The sequence below is a fragment of the Microbacterium sp. genome, from assembly GCF_039812165.1.
Classification (GTDB): Bacteria; Actinomycetota; Actinomycetes; order Actinomycetales; family Microbacteriaceae; genus Microbacterium.
On the sequence record NZ_JBDIAB010000055.1, the window covers coordinates 1 to 14472 of the forward strand.

General features: G+C 73.2%; 16 protein-coding genes. 11 read left to right on the forward strand and 5 right to left on the reverse strand.

Features of this window, described 5'->3' with window-relative positions:
* The first annotated feature begins 9 nt into the window (after positions 1-9).
* Together WML84_RS06590 and WML84_RS06595 are read left to right on the forward strand one after the other, a co-directional pair.
* Positions 10-771, forward strand: a complete 762-nt coding sequence (locus WML84_RS06590; protein WP_347345362.1) for an SGNH/GDSL hydrolase family protein — start codon at positions 10-12, stop codon at positions 769-771.
* Entirely contained in the window at positions 768-1844 is a 1077-nt protein-coding gene (locus WML84_RS06595) for an FUSC family protein (RefSeq protein WP_347345347.1), read from the forward strand. The genes WML84_RS06590 and WML84_RS06595 overlap by 4 nt, the downstream gene beginning before the upstream one ends.
* A 6-nt stretch (positions 1845-1850) precedes the next feature.
* On the opposite strand, the gene WML84_RS06600 is transcribed toward WML84_RS06595, so the two are convergent.
* The 3 genes from WML84_RS06600 to WML84_RS06610 form a co-directional block, all read right to left on the reverse strand.
* Positions 1851-3521 carry an MFS transporter gene (locus WML84_RS06600; RefSeq protein ID WP_347345348.1) on the reverse strand — a complete coding sequence of 557 codons (1671 nt, stop codon included), beginning with the start codon at positions 3519-3521 and terminating at the stop codon, positions 1851-1853.
* A gap of 55 nt (positions 3522-3576) precedes the next feature.
* Complete coding sequence (locus tag WML84_RS06605; protein ID WP_347345349.1) at positions 3577-4029, reverse strand: MarR family transcriptional regulator; 453 nt, start codon at positions 4027-4029, stop codon at positions 3577-3579.
* Positions 4030-4117: 88 nt separating this feature from the next.
* A complete protein-coding gene (locus WML84_RS06610; protein ID WP_347345350.1) occupies positions 4118-5452 on the reverse strand; it encodes an MFS transporter in 1335 nt (444 codons plus the stop codon).
* A gap of 127 nt (positions 5453-5579) precedes the next feature.
* On the opposite strand from WML84_RS06610, the gene WML84_RS06615 reads away from it, so the two are divergent.
* The 4 genes from WML84_RS06615 (at position 5580) to WML84_RS06630 (ending at position 8796) form a co-directional block, all read left to right on the forward strand.
* On the forward strand, positions 5580-5999 hold the full coding sequence (locus tag WML84_RS06615) for a YciI family protein (protein WP_347345351.1): 420 nt from the start codon (positions 5580-5582) through the stop codon (positions 5997-5999).
* Positions 5999-7252: an RNA polymerase sigma factor gene (locus WML84_RS06620; protein WP_347345352.1), complete on the forward strand. Its 1254-nt coding sequence runs from the start codon at positions 5999-6001 to the stop codon at positions 7250-7252. The genes WML84_RS06615 and WML84_RS06620 overlap by 1 nt, the downstream gene beginning before the upstream one ends.
* A 101-nt stretch (positions 7253-7353) precedes the next feature.
* Entirely contained in the window at positions 7354-8097 is a 744-nt protein-coding gene (locus WML84_RS06625; protein WP_347345353.1) for an SUMF1/EgtB/PvdO family nonheme iron enzyme, read from the forward strand.
* A gap of 42 nt (positions 8098-8139) precedes the next feature.
* Positions 8140-8796: a GNAT family protein gene (locus WML84_RS06630; RefSeq protein WP_347345354.1), complete on the forward strand. Its 657-nt coding sequence runs from the start codon at positions 8140-8142 to the stop codon at positions 8794-8796.
* A 65-nt stretch (positions 8797-8861) separates the two neighbouring features.
* Here WML84_RS06630 and WML84_RS06635 read toward each other — a convergent pair whose 3' ends face one another.
* A complete protein-coding gene (locus tag WML84_RS06635; RefSeq protein WP_347345355.1) occupies positions 8862-9233 on the reverse strand; it encodes a nuclear transport factor 2 family protein in 372 nt (123 codons plus the stop codon).
* 109 nt (positions 9234-9342) lie between these two features.
* Between WML84_RS06635 and WML84_RS06640 the strand changes: the two genes are divergently transcribed.
* Together WML84_RS06640 and WML84_RS06645 are read left to right on the forward strand one after the other, a co-directional pair.
* Positions 9343-9678, forward strand: coding sequence for a helix-turn-helix domain-containing protein (locus WML84_RS06640; protein ID WP_347345356.1), 336 nt, complete (start codon positions 9343-9345; stop codon positions 9676-9678).
* Between the two features lie 11 nt (positions 9679-9689).
* Positions 9690-10145: a GNAT family N-acetyltransferase gene (locus tag WML84_RS06645; RefSeq protein ID WP_347345357.1), complete on the forward strand. Its 456-nt coding sequence runs from the start codon at positions 9690-9692 to the stop codon at positions 10143-10145.
* 55 nt (positions 10146-10200) lie between these two features.
* Here the strand turns inward: WML84_RS06645 and WML84_RS06650 are convergent, their stop codons facing one another.
* Complete coding sequence (locus tag WML84_RS06650; protein WP_347345358.1) at positions 10201-11196, reverse strand: DMT family transporter; 996 nt, start codon at positions 11194-11196, stop codon at positions 10201-10203.
* 104 nt (positions 11197-11300) lie between these two features.
* On the opposite strand from WML84_RS06650, the gene WML84_RS06655 reads away from it, so the two are divergent.
* The 3 genes from WML84_RS06655 (at position 11301) to WML84_RS06665 (ending at position 14466) form a co-directional block, all read left to right on the forward strand.
* Positions 11301-11867, forward strand: coding sequence for a CGNR zinc finger domain-containing protein (locus tag WML84_RS06655; RefSeq protein ID WP_347345359.1), 567 nt, complete (start codon positions 11301-11303; stop codon positions 11865-11867).
* A gap of 221 nt (positions 11868-12088) precedes the next feature.
* Complete coding sequence (locus WML84_RS06660; RefSeq protein WP_347345360.1) at positions 12089-13831, forward strand: ATP-binding protein; 1743 nt, start codon at positions 12089-12091, stop codon at positions 13829-13831.
* Positions 13819-14466 (forward strand): response regulator transcription factor, encoded by a 648-nt coding sequence (locus WML84_RS06665; RefSeq protein WP_347345361.1) that lies wholly within the window; start codon positions 13819-13821, stop codon positions 14464-14466. The genes WML84_RS06660 and WML84_RS06665 overlap by 13 nt, the downstream gene beginning before the upstream one ends.
* Positions 14467-14472: the final 6 nt, after the last annotated feature.

Genomic DNA, 14472 nt, shown 5'->3' on the forward strand with positions numbered 1-14472 from the left:
GCTGTGGCCGTGGCATCCGTTCGCTTCGTCGCCATCGGCGACTCGTTCACCGAGGGCGTCGGCGACGAGCTGCCGGACGGCACCGTGCGCGGGTGGGCCGACCTCGTCGCGCAGGGCTGGGCGGCCTCGCGCGGCGAGAGCATCGAGTACGCGAACCTCGCGATCCGCGGCAGGCTCGTGTGGCCGATCGTCGAACAGCAGCTCGAGCCCGCGCTCGCGCTGAAGCCCACGCATCTCTCGTTCAACGGCGGCGGCAACGACATGCTCCGGCCTCGCGCGTCGATCCCGCACCTGGCCGCGGCGTTCTCGCACGTGCTGCGCCGCTGCGACCAGGAGGGCGTGCAGTTCGTGCTGCTGTCGGGGGCGAACCCGTCGGCGCAGCTGCCGCTCGGGGCCATGATCCAGCGCCGGGGCGACGAGCTGTCGGCCGCGGTGCTCGCGCGCACGATCGGGCGGCCCGACGTGATCCGCGCGCTCAACTGGCCCGACCGCGAGCTCTCGCACCCGTCGTACTGGTCGGCCGATCGGCTGCACATGAACGCCCGCGGTCACCATCGCGTGGCGGCGCGCGTCCTCGCCGCGCTGGGCGAGCGCGTGCCCGAGGGCTGGTGGTCGCTCGACGCGTCGCCCGAGACCGATCCGCTCGACCGCCGCGCCTACGTCCGCGAGCACCTCGGCCCGTGGGTGCGCCGGCGCCTCACGCGCACCTCGTCGGGCGACGGGCGTGCGCCGAAGCACGGCGACTGGCTGACCGTGGCGGCGCGGTCATGAGCGCGCCGCGGGACTGGAGACGACTGTTCCGGGCGACGGATGCCCCGTGGCACATCTCGTTCGCCCTGCACATCGCCACGGGCATGGTGGCCGGGACCGCCGTGTGCCTCCTGTTCACCGGGCCGATCGCCGCGGTCTTCGGAGGCCTGTGCGCCGGGCTCACCGCGGGCATCTCGGCGCGGGTGCCCGGCCGGGTGGCCGGCTTCGCGGCGACCCTCGCGGCCGCGGCGATCCTGATCGCGGCATCGCTCGGCGTCGTGACGAGCCCCGTGCCGTGGGCGGCGGCCCTCGCGCTGGGCGTCGTCATCTTCGTGGCGTCGCTCCTGGCCGGGACCGGACCTCTCGGCGGGGCGCTGGGCCTCGTGGCGTCGTTCGCGTTCGTGCTGACCGCGTCGATCCGGATCCTCCGGCACGACGAGGCGGGCAGAACGGGAGGACTCCTCCTCACGGTGCTGTGCGGAGTGCTGATCGGCCTCGTCCTGGCGCTGCTGTCGGGCCTCGTGCGCGCGAAGGGGCGGCAGTCGCTGCCGCCGAAGCAGCCCGAGTCGCTGGGAGCCCAGCTCGCCCGATCGGTCCGGACCCGCGACGAGTCGTTCCACGACGGCATCCGTCGCGCGGTGCCGCTGTCGCTCTCGGTGCTCATGTTCGGCGTGATCGGCGGACAGGACGCCTACTGGATCTTCTTCGCCACGTTCGCGATCCTGCTGCCCACCGGCAAGCCGCCGCTGGCGATCACGGTGACGCGCGTGGTGGGGACCGTCCTCGGCGTCGTCGCGACGGGCCTGCTCGCCCTGTTCCTGCCGTCGCTCGTGCTCGCCGCGCTCGCGGCGGCGGCGCTCCTGACCGGCGTCGCCTGCCAGGAGCGCCTTCCCGTCGTCGGCGCCGCGCTGAACGCGTTCGGCGCGATCATGATCATCGGGCTGCCCCATGGCGCGGTGACCGAGTGGGCCGCGCACCGCCTCGTCGACACGCTCATCGGTGCGGCGATCGCGGTCGCCGCCGTGCTCCTGCTGTGGCCGCGAGACGCCCCGACACCCGACCGGGCGATCAGCGGGCCGGATCAGACGACGTGACCGGCGTCACGTCCCGACCGTGTCGGCCTCGACCATGACGAGCTTCTGCGGGGCGCCCTCGAAGGCCGCCAGCAGGGGCTTCGAGAGGTAGTCGCCGGCGGCGCGGCCGATCACGAACGTGCTGGCCCCGACGCTCTGCGCGTGCCGGGCCAGGGCGGCGGCGGTCGCGCCGCGGTCGCCGAGGCTGTGCAGCAGCAGGCCCCGCACCGGCAGGCCCGTGCCCTCGAGGCGCTCGACCTGACGGCGGATCGCCTCGGCCGCGTCCTCCTCGGACTCCGGGGTGATCGCGAGGTCGGCGACCACGGTCGTCACGCGCACGTGCACGAGCTCCAGCGGCGCGCCCTCGCGACGGGCGATCTCGGCGGCCTCGTCCACGACCGCGAACGCCGACGCGCGGGAGCCCACCGCGACCACGACGGGCGGCGTCGTGGAGGCGCCGATCGGGCGGATGACCTCGACGGCGGACGTGGAGACGGTCTCACCGGCATCCTGCTCGGCCGCCTTCTCGGCCGCGGCGATGAACCGATGACCGGATGCCAGGACCGGGATGGCGATGAGGAACGCGATCGCGCCCACGAGGAACGACATGCTCTCGCCGGTCGCCTCGGCGATCTTGCCCGCGACGAACGGCGCCAGGCCGCCGCCGAGGAAGCGCACGAAGCCGTACGCGGAGGACGCCACCGATCGCTCGACGGGCGAGACCATCATGACCGCCTGCGTGGTCAGCGTGTTGTTGATGCCGATGAAGGCGCCGCTCGCGATGACCGCGACGACGACCACCGTCGGGTGGTCGATGTTCATCGCGATGACGACCATGATCACGCCGAGGCCCAGGAGGTTGGCGTACAGCACGGCGGCGGTGCCGAAGCGGCGCTGCAGCATCGGTGCGAGGAGCACGGCGAAGATCGCGACCAGCAGCCCCCAGCCGGTGAAGACCAGGCCGAGCTGCATCGCCTCGAGGTGCATCGGGTACGGCGCGTAGCCGAGCATCGTGAAGAAGCCCCAGTTGTAGAGCAGCGCGACGATGCCCATCGTGAGCAGGCCCCGGTGCTTGAGCGCGACGAGCGGCGCGCGCAGCGGCAGCTTCTGCGCGGGCTTGGGCAGCTTCGGCACGAACAGCAGCGTCGCGACGAGCGCGAGCGCCATCAGCACGGCGACGCCGAAGAACGGGCCCCGCCAGCTGATCGAGCCGAGGAGGCCGCCGAGGAGGGGCCCCGCGGCGATGCCGAGTCCGAGCGCGGCCTCGTACAGCACGATCGCGCCGGAGAACCCGCCGCGGGCGGATGCCACGATCACGGCGAGGCTCGTCGCGATGAACAGGGCGTTCCCCAGGCCCCACCCGCCGCGGAAGCCGATGACGCCGGCGACGGTGTCGGAGGCGCCCGCGAGCGCCGCGAACACCACGATCAGGGCGAGGCCGACGACGAGCGACGACTTCGAGCCGATGCGGCTCGAGACCCATCCGACGCCGAGCATCGCGATCGCCGTGACCAGCAGATAGCTCGTGAACAGCAGGGAGACCTGGGCGGGCGAGGCCTCCAGCCCCTCGGCGAGGGCCGGCAGGATCGGGTCGACGAGGCCGATCCCCATGAAGGAGATCACGCACGCGAACGCGACGGCCCAGACCGCGCGGGGTTGTCTCAGCAGGCTCGAACCGGAGCCGTGTGTCGCGTCCACTCGGAACGCTCCTCTCTTGTCGTGCAGAGCTGTGGGGAAGGGGAGGTGCGAGGCGTCACGTGCGGTCGGCGGCCACGTCGACCAGCCGCTCGAGCGCGGGGAGCGCCGCGGCGAGCGCCGCGCGGTCGTCCTCGCCGAGCTCGGCCATGACCGCCTCGAGCCGGGCGACGCGGTCGACGTGGCGCTGCTCGAGCGCCGCCAGTCCGCTCGCGGTGACGTCGATGAGCACGGCGCGCCGATCGTCGGCCGACGGTGCGCGCACGGCATGGCCCTCGGTCACGAGCCGGTCGGCGAGCTGGGTCATCGCCGGCTGCGACACGCCCTCGCTGCGCGCGAGGTCGGTGACGCGCTGCGGCCCCGAGTCGCGCAGTCGCGCCAGCACGGACGCGGCCGCCGACGACATGCCCGCCGTCGCGGTGACCGCGCGCAGGTGGCGGACGATGCGCTCGACGACGAGGGTGAAGCGGATGACGGTGTCGTCGGCGGTCTCGGCGGTCGTGGCATCCATGTCCATAAGGCGATTATACATAATCTGCTTATGCAAATCGCGACCGACGTCGATCGAGGCGTCGGCGCGGGCCACTGGGGCCGCGGGATCAGTGGCGGCCGCGACGCGGCTCGTCGATGCCCACGTGGACGCGCGTGCGCTTGCGCTCCACGACGATGAAGATCGAGCCGATCAGCCACAGCGGCACGAGCGTCAGGAAGGCCACGCGGAACGCGTCGAGCCGGTAGGTGTCGGGCGTGCCGGCGCCCTGCAGGTCGAGCGCCAGGCCGATCAGGAAGATCGCGATGAGCGCGGCGAAGAAGCCGCCGGCGTTCGTCACCCCGGTGGCCGTGCTGAGGCGATGGCTCGGATTGTGCGTGCGGGCGTGGTCGAACGCGATCATGGATGCGGGACCGCCCGTGGCGAGCGCCACCGCGAGCACGTACAGCAGCCACAGCGGCGCCGGCTCAGGCCAGGCCACCACGACGAGCCACACCACCGCCTGCAGCGCGACGGACGGGAGGACGAGCGCGCGCGAACGGCGGTTCGGGATGCGGCGCGAGAGGTCTCCCATGACCGGTCCCAGGGCCATTCCGGCGATGACGTACGTCGCGGTGATCGCGGCGGCCTCGGCGGAGGAGCGTCCTTCGCCGGCGGTGAGGAAGGGCATGCCCCACAGCAGGATGAAGGCGGTGCCGGCGAACGGCGTCGTGAAGTGGGACCAGAACGCGAGCCGTGTGCCCGGGTGCGCCCAGGCGGCGCGGATGCCGCCGGGCTCGACCTGGATCGCCGAGGTCACCACCTCGATGGAGCCGGTGTCGGTGTTGATCGTCACGTCGCGGCCCACCGACGGCGGATGGTTGCGGATGAGCGCGAAGACCAGCACCGCGAACAGCACCCCGAGGCCCGCGACGCTGCCGAACGCGATCGACCAGGTCGTGGCGTGCAGGAGCGCCGCCAGCGGGATGAGCGCCACCAGCTGACCCGCCTGACCGATGATGCCGGTGAGCTGGACCATCATGGGTCCGCGCTGCGCGGGGAACCAGGTCGCGATGAGGCGCAGCACGCTGGGGAAGACCGCCGCGTCGCCGGCGCCGAGCAGCACGCGCGCGATGAGCGCGACGCCGACGCTCGGCGACAGCGCCATCGTGAGCTGGCCGGCCGCCATCAGCACCATGCCGATCGTCATGATCGGTCGGGAGCCGTAGCGGTCGAGCAGCACGCCCACCGGGATCTGCATGCCGCCGTACATCGCGAGCTGCACGACCGCGAACATCGAGAGCGTCGCGGCATCCGCCTCGAACCGGGTCGCGGCCTCCACACCCGCCGCGGCGAGCGAGGTGCGGTTGGTGATCGCCAGCACGTAGGCGGCGACTCCGACGGTCCAGATCAGCCAGGCGCGGGCGCCCGGGCCGGCCGAGGCGGGGGATTCGACGCGAGACACGGATGCCACCGTACCCACCGTCGCGCGAGAGACGAAACCAGCTCGCGGCCGATGTCGATTTCTCCGCTCCCCGTTCGACGTGAGTGTGAGAGGGTGCAGAGGGCACCCCCGACGAGGAGAAGAACAGATGAAGCACATGCTGATCATGCGGGCCACCCAGGAGGCCGCGGACGCCTTCGCCGAGATGGACTTCGAGGCGGTCATCAACGCGATGGGCGCCTACAACGAGCAGCTCATCAAGGCCGGCGTCATGGTCGCGGGCGACGGTCTGGCCCCCGAGCCGGGCTACGTCGTCGACTTCTCGGGCGAGACCCCGATCGTCTCGGACGGCCCCTACGGGGAGATCCACGAGCTGTTCAACGGGTTCTGGATCCTGCAGACCGCGACCGCCGAAGAGGCCCTGGAGTGGGCCAAGCGCTGCCCGCTGGGCCCCGGGTCGAAGCTCGAGGTGCGGCGCGTGACCGACGAGAGCGACTTCGCCGACTTCGCCGACAACGAGTACATCAAGAAGGAGGCCGGCTGGCGCGAGGAGCTCGGGACGAACTGATGGCCCTCGACGTCCACCGCGCGGTCGAGGCCGTCTGGCGCATCGAGGGGGCGCGCATCGTCGCGGCGCTCGCCAAGACGACCGGCGACTTCGGCCTCGCGGAGGACGTCGCCCAGGAGGCGCTCGCCGAGGCCCTCCAGACCTGGCCCGAACAGGGCGTCCCGTCGAACGCCGGCGCGTGGCTCACCGCCGTCGCCAAGCGACGCGCGATCGACGCGTGGCGGCGGCGGGCGCGCCTGGACGAGCGGCATCGCGAGATCGCGCACGGGCTCGCCGAGGCATCCGACCTCGACTGGCAGCCGATCGACGACGACCTGCTGCGGCTCGTGTTCACCGCCTGCCACCCGGCGCTGTCGCGCGAGTCGCAGGTCGCGCTCACGCTCCGCGTCGTCGGCGGGCTCTCGACGACCGAGATCGCGCGCATGCTGCTCGTGCCGGTCGCCACGGTGCAGGCGCGCATCACCCGGGCGAAGAAGACGCTCGCCGCCGCGGAGGTGCCGTTCGAGACGCCCGACCCGCCGGAGTGGCGGGCGCGCCTGGCCGGCGTGCTCGGCGTCGTGTACCTGATCTTCACCGAGGGGTACGCCGCCACCGCGGGCGCACGGTGGACGCGGCCCGACCTCGCCGACGAGGCGCTGCGGCTCGGGCGCGTGCTCGCGGGCCTCATGCCGCGCGAGCCGGAGGTGCACGGGCTGGTCGCGCTCATGGAGCTGCAGCGGTCGCGGTTCGCCGCGCGCGAGACCGCCGCGGGCGAGCCGGTGCTGCTCGCCGACCAGGACCGATCCCGATGGGACCGCGGGCAGATCGCGCGCGGCCGTGCGGCCCTGCAGAGGGCGGATGCCGAGGCCCGCGCTCGCCGCGTCGGACGCGGGCCCTACGCGCTGCAGGCCGGCATCGCGGAGTGCCATGCGGTCGCCGCGAGCGTCGAGGCGACCGACTGGGAGCGGATCGTCCTGCTGTACGAGGCGCTCGGCCGACTCGCCCCGAACCCGATCGTCGACCTCAACCGCGCCGTCGCGGTCTCGATGGCGACCGGGCCGGCGACCGCTCTGCGCATCGTCGACGAGATCGCCGCGGGCGGCGCGCTGCGCGGCTCGCACCTGCTGCCGAGCGTCCGCGGCGAGCTGCTGGCGCAGCTCGGGCGCGTCGCGGAGGCGCGCACGGAGTTCGAGGCCGCGGCATCCCTCACCCCGAACGAGGCGCAGCAGGCGGTGCTGCGCGGCAAGGCCGCCGCTCTTCCCCCTGCACTCTGACGCGAGTCACTGCCCGAGCTCCCGGTCACTGCGCTGGTGCACGGTGACTCGACCGGGAGGCAGTGAGCCGGCGCCGGGCGACAGGTCGCTACGCTCGTGATGTGACGGACATCGAGCTCGCGGACATCGGCGCGGGCACCGTCACCCTCCACGACGCCCGCCGGCGCACGCACCGCACGGTCGCGCTCGAGCCGTTCCGGATCGGCGTCTTCGCGCTGACCCAGGGGCAGCTGGCGGAGCTGCTCGGCGAGACGGCGTCCCACCCGCGCCGGCCCGCGACCGACGTGAGCTGGCTCCGTGCGATCCGCGTCTGCAACGCCGCGTCGGAGTGGGAGGGGCTCGATCCGGTCTACACGTTCGAGGGCGAGGACGTCACGTGGCACGTCGACGCCGACGGCTATCGCCTCCCCACCGAGGCGGAGTGGGAGTTCGCCTGCCGCGCCGGCTCGACCGGTCCGCACTACGGTCCGCTCGCCGAGGTGGCCTGGACCGCCGCCGACGGGGTGACGACGCCGCAGGACGTCGGCGGCCGGCATCCGAACCTCAACGGCCTGTTCGACACGCTCGGCAACGTGTGGGAGTGGTGCTGGGACCTCCTCGATCCCGCCCGCTACGGCGACTACCGCGTGTTCCGCGGCGGCGGGTTCGCGGACGACGCGTGGAGCGTGCGCGCGGGCGTGCGCCGCGGCGGGGCGCCGCGCATGCACCACGACGACCTCGGCCTCCGTCTCGCGCGGGGCGCGTTCGACGGGAAGGATGCCGCGCAGGGCTGGTCCGCCGCATCCGATCGCGAGCGCGCCCTGATCGACGGCCCGCTGCCGCCGGGCTGGACGCCGCGCCGCTGAGTCCGCAGCCGGGCGATCCGCGGCAGGCGATAGGGTCGCGGGATGGACCTGGAGGACGTCTGGCCGTTGTTCGGCCTCGAGATCGAGACGCCGCGGCTGCTGCTGCGGCCCGTGCGCGACGCCGATCTGCCCGGGCTCGTGCAGGCCGCGCTCGACGGCATCCACGATCGTGACCGCACCCCGTTCGGCGCGCCGTGGACGGACGCCGAGCCGGACGAGCTCGCCCGCAACCTCGCCGCCTACCAGTGGGGGCTGCGCACGCGCGTCGCTCCGGAGAGCTGGACGGTCGCGTTCGCCGTGCTGCTCGACGGCGTCGTCGTCGGTGCGCAGGATCTGTCCGCCACCGACCTCGCCAACCGCCGGACGGTCGGCACGGGCTCCTGGCTCACGCGGCGGGCGCAGGGGAGCGGAATCGGCACCGAGATGCGCGCGGCCCTGCTCCAGTTCGCGTTCGACCACCTCGGCGCGCTGTGGGCAGAGTCGAGCGCCGCCTCGTGGAACGAGGCCTCGCTCGGGGTCTCGCGCAAGCTGGGCTACCGACTCAACGGCGTCTCGCGCGTGGCGCCGCGGCCCGGCGAGCCGGTCGACGAGCAGCGCCTGCGGCTCGCCGCGGACGAGTTCGTGCGGCCGGACTGGACCATCGCCGTGCGCGGCGCGGACGCGGCGCTCGCCCAGCTCGGCATCGCGGCGCGCGGCTGAGCACGATCTGCCGTGGAACGGTGACGGGGTCGGACGATGCCGTCCGACCCGCGCCGTCCGTCGGCTCAGGCGGTGCCGAACGGGTTGTCGATCGCGTACCGCCAGCCGCCGGCCTCGTCGTGCACGGCGACGTCGGCGGTCTGCCCGGCCAGCGAGACGGGGGAGCCGTCGGGCGCGACGCCCTCGATGGTCCAGTCGGCGACGACGAGCCCGACCGTTCCCGACTCGAACGCGTGGCGCGGAGTCATCGCGATCGGCAGCTGCAGCGAGAGGAACTGCTCGAGCGCGCCGCGCACGTCGTCGCCAGAGACGGGCACGCCCGGCTGCGGGACGAACAGCGCGCCGGGCGCGTTGAGCGCCAGGAGACCCTCGACGTCGCGCGCGTTGAAGCGCTCGGCGAACGCGAGGGGCAGCTGGCTCAGCTCGGAAACGGTCATGTGTTCTCCTTCGGAGGGATCGGCGCGATCGGAGGGATCGGCGGGCTCCTCTATTAGTGCACATAGTGCACTGGTTACGTCAAGTGCACTAACGTGATAGGTTCCGCACATGACGACGACCGACGCGCCCTTGCCCGACTGCGGGGTCACGCGCTTCCTGATGCTGCTGGACGGCCCGTGGGCGGCGCTCATCATCCGCGAGCTCCTCGACGGGCCGCGCCGGTTCACCGAGCTGCGCAACGGACTGCCCGGCATCAGCGCGCACACCCTCACCAACCGCCTGCGCCGCTTCGAGGCGCACGGCATCGTCACCCGCACCGCGTACGCGGAGATCCCGCCCCGCGTGGAGTACGAGCTGACCGACCTCGGCGCGGGGCTGCGCACGGTGCTCGACTCCATGGGGGCGTGGGCCCTCAGCGTGCCCGAGGCGAACTTCGCCGCCTGAGCCGGCGCCCGGTGGCATCCCCCTCGCTGCGGCAGAATGGTCGGATGGGCACCGTCGAGTATCGCAGCGCCGAACCGGCCGAGGTTCCCGCCCTGCTCGAGTTCTGGGCCGAGGCGGGGGAGAACGACAGTCGCCCCGCCGACAGCGAGGACGCGGTCGAGGCGCTCCTTCTCCGCGACCCGGACGCGCTGATCGTCGCGGTCGCCGACGGCCGCATCGTCGGCACGGTCATCGCCGGGTTCGACGGCTGGCGCTATCACCTGTACCGGCTCGCGGTCGACCCGGACAGCCGGCGTCGCGGCATCGGCTCTGCCCTGCTCGACCGTGCCGAATCACGATTGCGCGACCTGGGCGCGACGCGCATCGACGCGATGGTGCTCGACGCGAACGCGCGCGGGCAGGCGATCTGGCGGTCGCGCGGCTACGGGCCGCAGCCGGAGTGGAGCCGCTGGGTGCGACACCTCTAGCGCCGATCGCCCACCCGGACGAGGCGCGACGGCGGGGCGCCGGTCGAGACGCGGATCAGCGCTCCTCCGGGCGACCGCTCCGCGGGGACGCGGCGACCGGGACGCCGGGCGACTCGTCGACGGGCGGCATCGCGGCCGCCGAGGCGGGCGTTCGATCGCCGTGCACGAACGCGATGCCGACCAGGATCAGCGCGCCGCCGACCAGCTGCCAGACGGTGAGGCTCTCGCCCAGGAGGATCGCGGCGTAGCCGGCGGCGGCGACGACTTCGAGGAGGCCCGCGAACGACGCGAGCCGCGAGCCCAGTCGCGCGGTCGCCACGATGCTCGTGACGTACGCGAAGCCGGTGCCGACCATCGAGACGACGAGGAGCGGCACCCACCACGGCGCCGGCGACCCGAGCAGCTCGACCTCCGTCGTGGGCGCGGCGAACGGGACCAGCCCGACGAGGCCGATGAGCGCCGACACGATGCCGCCGAGCAGCAGTCCCGCGGCCGCGAGGGCGACCGGCGGCAGGCCGTCGCTCGGGCGGGCGGCGATCACGTAGTAGGCCGCGCATCCGACGCAGGCGATGCCCGCGAACAGCAGGCCCAGCGCGTCGAGCCCGCCGCCGCCCTCGGGTGCGACGACGAGAACGAGGCCGCCGAGCGCGATCGCCGACCCGATGACGACGACCGCTCGCGGCGCCCGCCGCGTCACCGCCCACGACACCGCGACGAGCAGCACCGGGGCGAGGTACTCGATCAGGATCGCCGTGCTCACCGGGATCCGCTCCACGGCGGCGAAATAGGCGAGCTGCGTGCCGGCGACGCCGACGAGCCCCATCCCGAGCACGCGCAGCCGCGCGTGCCACAGCGCCGACCAGCGCCCGCGCAGGACGATCAGCGCGATCGGCATGATCAGGATGCCGCCGATGAGCCCGCGCGCCGCGACACCGGCGGCCGGCGTCCATCCCGCCTCGAACAGCGGTTTGACGAACGCTCCGGAGGTGCCGAACGCGAGGGCGGCGAGCACCATGAGGAACAGACCGGAGGCGGTCTTCGAGCGGTGCATCGGCGGAATCCTCGGTATCGTGCGGAGGGAGGGCTGTCAGGGGTCGATCACTTCACGATCCTGACGACTCGATCACGCTATAAGCTTCTCCATAAGGAGTCAACTTGCATTTTGCCCCTGACACGGCAGCGTCGCTCGAGTTCGCCGTCGAGTTCGCGAACACCGACGTCTCGGCATCCGCATCGGGCGGCGACGAGCTGGCGTCCGTGGGCGATCTCCTCGGTCTGCTGGACCGTTGGGAGTTCTCCGGCAGCCGCGACGAGACCGCGGCGGAGCTCGCGGCCGTGCGCGCGTCGCGCGACCGCATGCGTCTCGTCTGGAGCACGATCGCGCGCGGCGACACGGATGCCGCCGTCGCCGAGGTCAACGCGATGCTGGCCGACGCGAGGGCGCTGCCCCGCCTCGCACGTCACGACGGCTCGCCCTGGCACCTGCACGCGACCACCCCCGACGCGCCGCTCGCGCAGCGGATCGAGGTAGAGGGCGCCCTCGCGCTCGTCGACGTCATCCGCTCGAACGAGACCGGCCGGCTGCGCGTGTGCGCGGCCGACGACTGCGCGGGACTGCTCGTGGATCTCTCGCGCAACGGCTCGAAGCGCTACTGCAGCGTGCGCTGCGGCAACCGCATGAACCAGCTCGCGTTCCGCGAGCGCCGGCAGGCGGGCGACTGACGCCGACGAGCGTCGCCCCCGACGGCCGAGCGGTCGCCGGACATGACGGCGCGGGCGGAATGCCGCCATAATGACGCCATGAGCCCGCGACCCGAGAGCGGCGCCGCAGTGTCGTGCGGCGACGCCGAGCCCGCGGTACCGACGCTGCGGGTCGGCTCTGGATCGCGGCGACACGGCCGACGAGAGGGCCGACGGCGCACGGCGACCGAAGCGGTGTAGCCATGCCCTCGCCCGTCCCGATCCGCTCCGGCCCGACGCGCTCGCTGCGCCGTGCGCTCTGGCTGATCGGCGCCGGCGCGCTGACGCTCGGCGTGGCCCAGGCCGCGCTCACCGAGGACGGCTTCCTGTCGTCGAGCATCGCGCTGACCGTCATGTTCTGGCTCTACACGGGCGTCGGACTGCTCGTGTGGTGGGGGCGTCCGAGCAATGCGATGGGCTTCCTCATCGTGCTCGGGGGCGCCGCGCTCGCGCTCGCCAACTTCGAGACCGCGACGTCGTCCGTGCTCGTCGTGGTCGGCGCCGCGTTCGCGACGTCGGTGCTGGCGGTGACCGTGCACCTGCTCCTCGCCTTTCCGACGGGCCGGCTGCGCGCGCCGGCGGCGCGCGTCGTCACGGCGGCGGGCTACGTCGTCTCGCTCGGGCTGCAGATACCGCTCTACGTCTACGGGAACGACCGTGTCGGACCGGTCACCCCCGACTCCCTGCACATCGCCGCGGTCGCCCAAGAGGTGCAGAGCTGGTCAGGACTGGCGGTCATGGCCGCGACCGTGGTCATCATGATCGCGCGGGTGCGACTCGCGAGCCCGCCGGTGCGGAAGGTCATCGCGCCGCTGTACGGGTACGGGGCGTTCGCCGTGATCTTCGTGCCGCTCGGCGCGCGGCTCCTGCGGGGCGTCGGCGCCGGATCGGACGTCATCTCCATCGTCCAGCTGACCCTGCTCGCCGGCATCCCCGTCGTGATCGCGGTCAGCCTGTTCACCGGTCGATTCGCGCGGACCGGTGAGCTGACCGAGCTCGGCAGCTGGCTGAACGCGAACTCGGCGGGAAGGCCGGCCGAGCTCGCCGACGCGCTCGCGCGCACGCTCGGCGATCCGTCGCTGCGGATCCTCTTCCGGGATGCCGGTGACGACCGCTACCTCGACGCCGACGGTGCCACGGTCGAGGCTCCGGCTCCCGAATCCGGTCGCGCACTCAGCGAGATCCGGATCGACCGGCGCCACGTCGGTGCGCTGGAGTACGACGCCGAGCTGGTCGACGACCCGCAGATGGTGCGCAAGGCGGGCGACATCGTCGCCCTCGCCGTCGACCGGGAGCGTCTGACGGCGGAGCTCCGGGCGGCCGAGCTCGCGTTGCGACGCTCGCGGGCTCGCGTCGTCGACGCCACCGACCGCGAGCGTCGGCGCATCGCGACCGATCTGCACGACGGCATCCAGGCGCGGCTCGTGCTGCTCGCCGTCGATGCGCAGCGCCTCGCCGGCACGCTGCAGGGAAGCACGCGGGAGCAGGCGATCACGCTGCGGAAGGAGATCGACCGCACGGCGGCGGACCTGCGCGCCCTCGTGCGCGGCGTCATGCCGTCCGCGCTCATCGAGCGCGGGCTCGTGGCCGCGGTCGAGGATCTGACCGATCGGCTGCCGATGCCCGTCGTGCTGGACGTCGACGTGCCGGACGGCAGCGTGGAGGGTCCGATCGAGAGCGTCGCCTACTTCGTCGTCGCCGAGGCGGTGTCGAACGCCGTGAAGCACTCCGGCGCGCGACGCGCGACGGTCCGGCTGCGCCGCGGCGAGGACGCGCTGCTCGTCGAGATCAGCGACGACGGCGCCGGCGACGCCACCCTGACCGGCACCGGCAGCGGGCTCCGCAGCCTCGCCGACCGCGTAGATGCCGTTGGCGGAATATTCCGGATCGACAGCGCCCCGGGCACCGGGACGCGGCTGCGGGTGGAGCTGCCATGCGGGTGGTGATCGGCGAGGACGAGGTGCTCCTGCGACGCGGGCTGATGCTCGTGCTCGAGCAGGGCGGCTTCTCGGTCGTCGAGGCGACGGCCGACGCGGCGACGCTCGAGGACGCCGTGCACCGGCACGGTCCCGACCTCGTGGTCACCGACATCCGGATGCCGCCCACCCACACCGACGAGGGACTGCAGGCCGCGCTGCGGCTGCGGCGGAGCCGCCCCGGGCTGCCGATCGTGGTGCTCTCGCAGCACGTGCAGCGCCGCTACGCGATCGACCTCCTCGCCGACCACGCCGGGCACCTCGGCTACCTCCTCAAGCAGCGCATCGCCGACATCGACGCGTTCTGCGCCGACCTGCGCCACGTCGTCGCGGGAGAGACCGTGCTCGACCCGGAGGTCGTCGCCGTGCTCATGGCCAGGGCGGGCCTCGCCGACCGCGCGGTGGGCGAGCTCACGCCGCGCCAGCGCGAGGTGCTCGCGTTCATGGCGCAGGGCCGCAGCAACGCCTGGATCGCCGCGCACCTCCGGCTCAGCGAGAAGGCCGTGGTCAAGCACACGTCGAACCTCTACGACGCCCTCGGGCTGAGAGTCGACGCCGACGACCACCGCAGGGTGCTCGCGGTCGTGCGCTACCTCTCGCGCTGAGCCCGC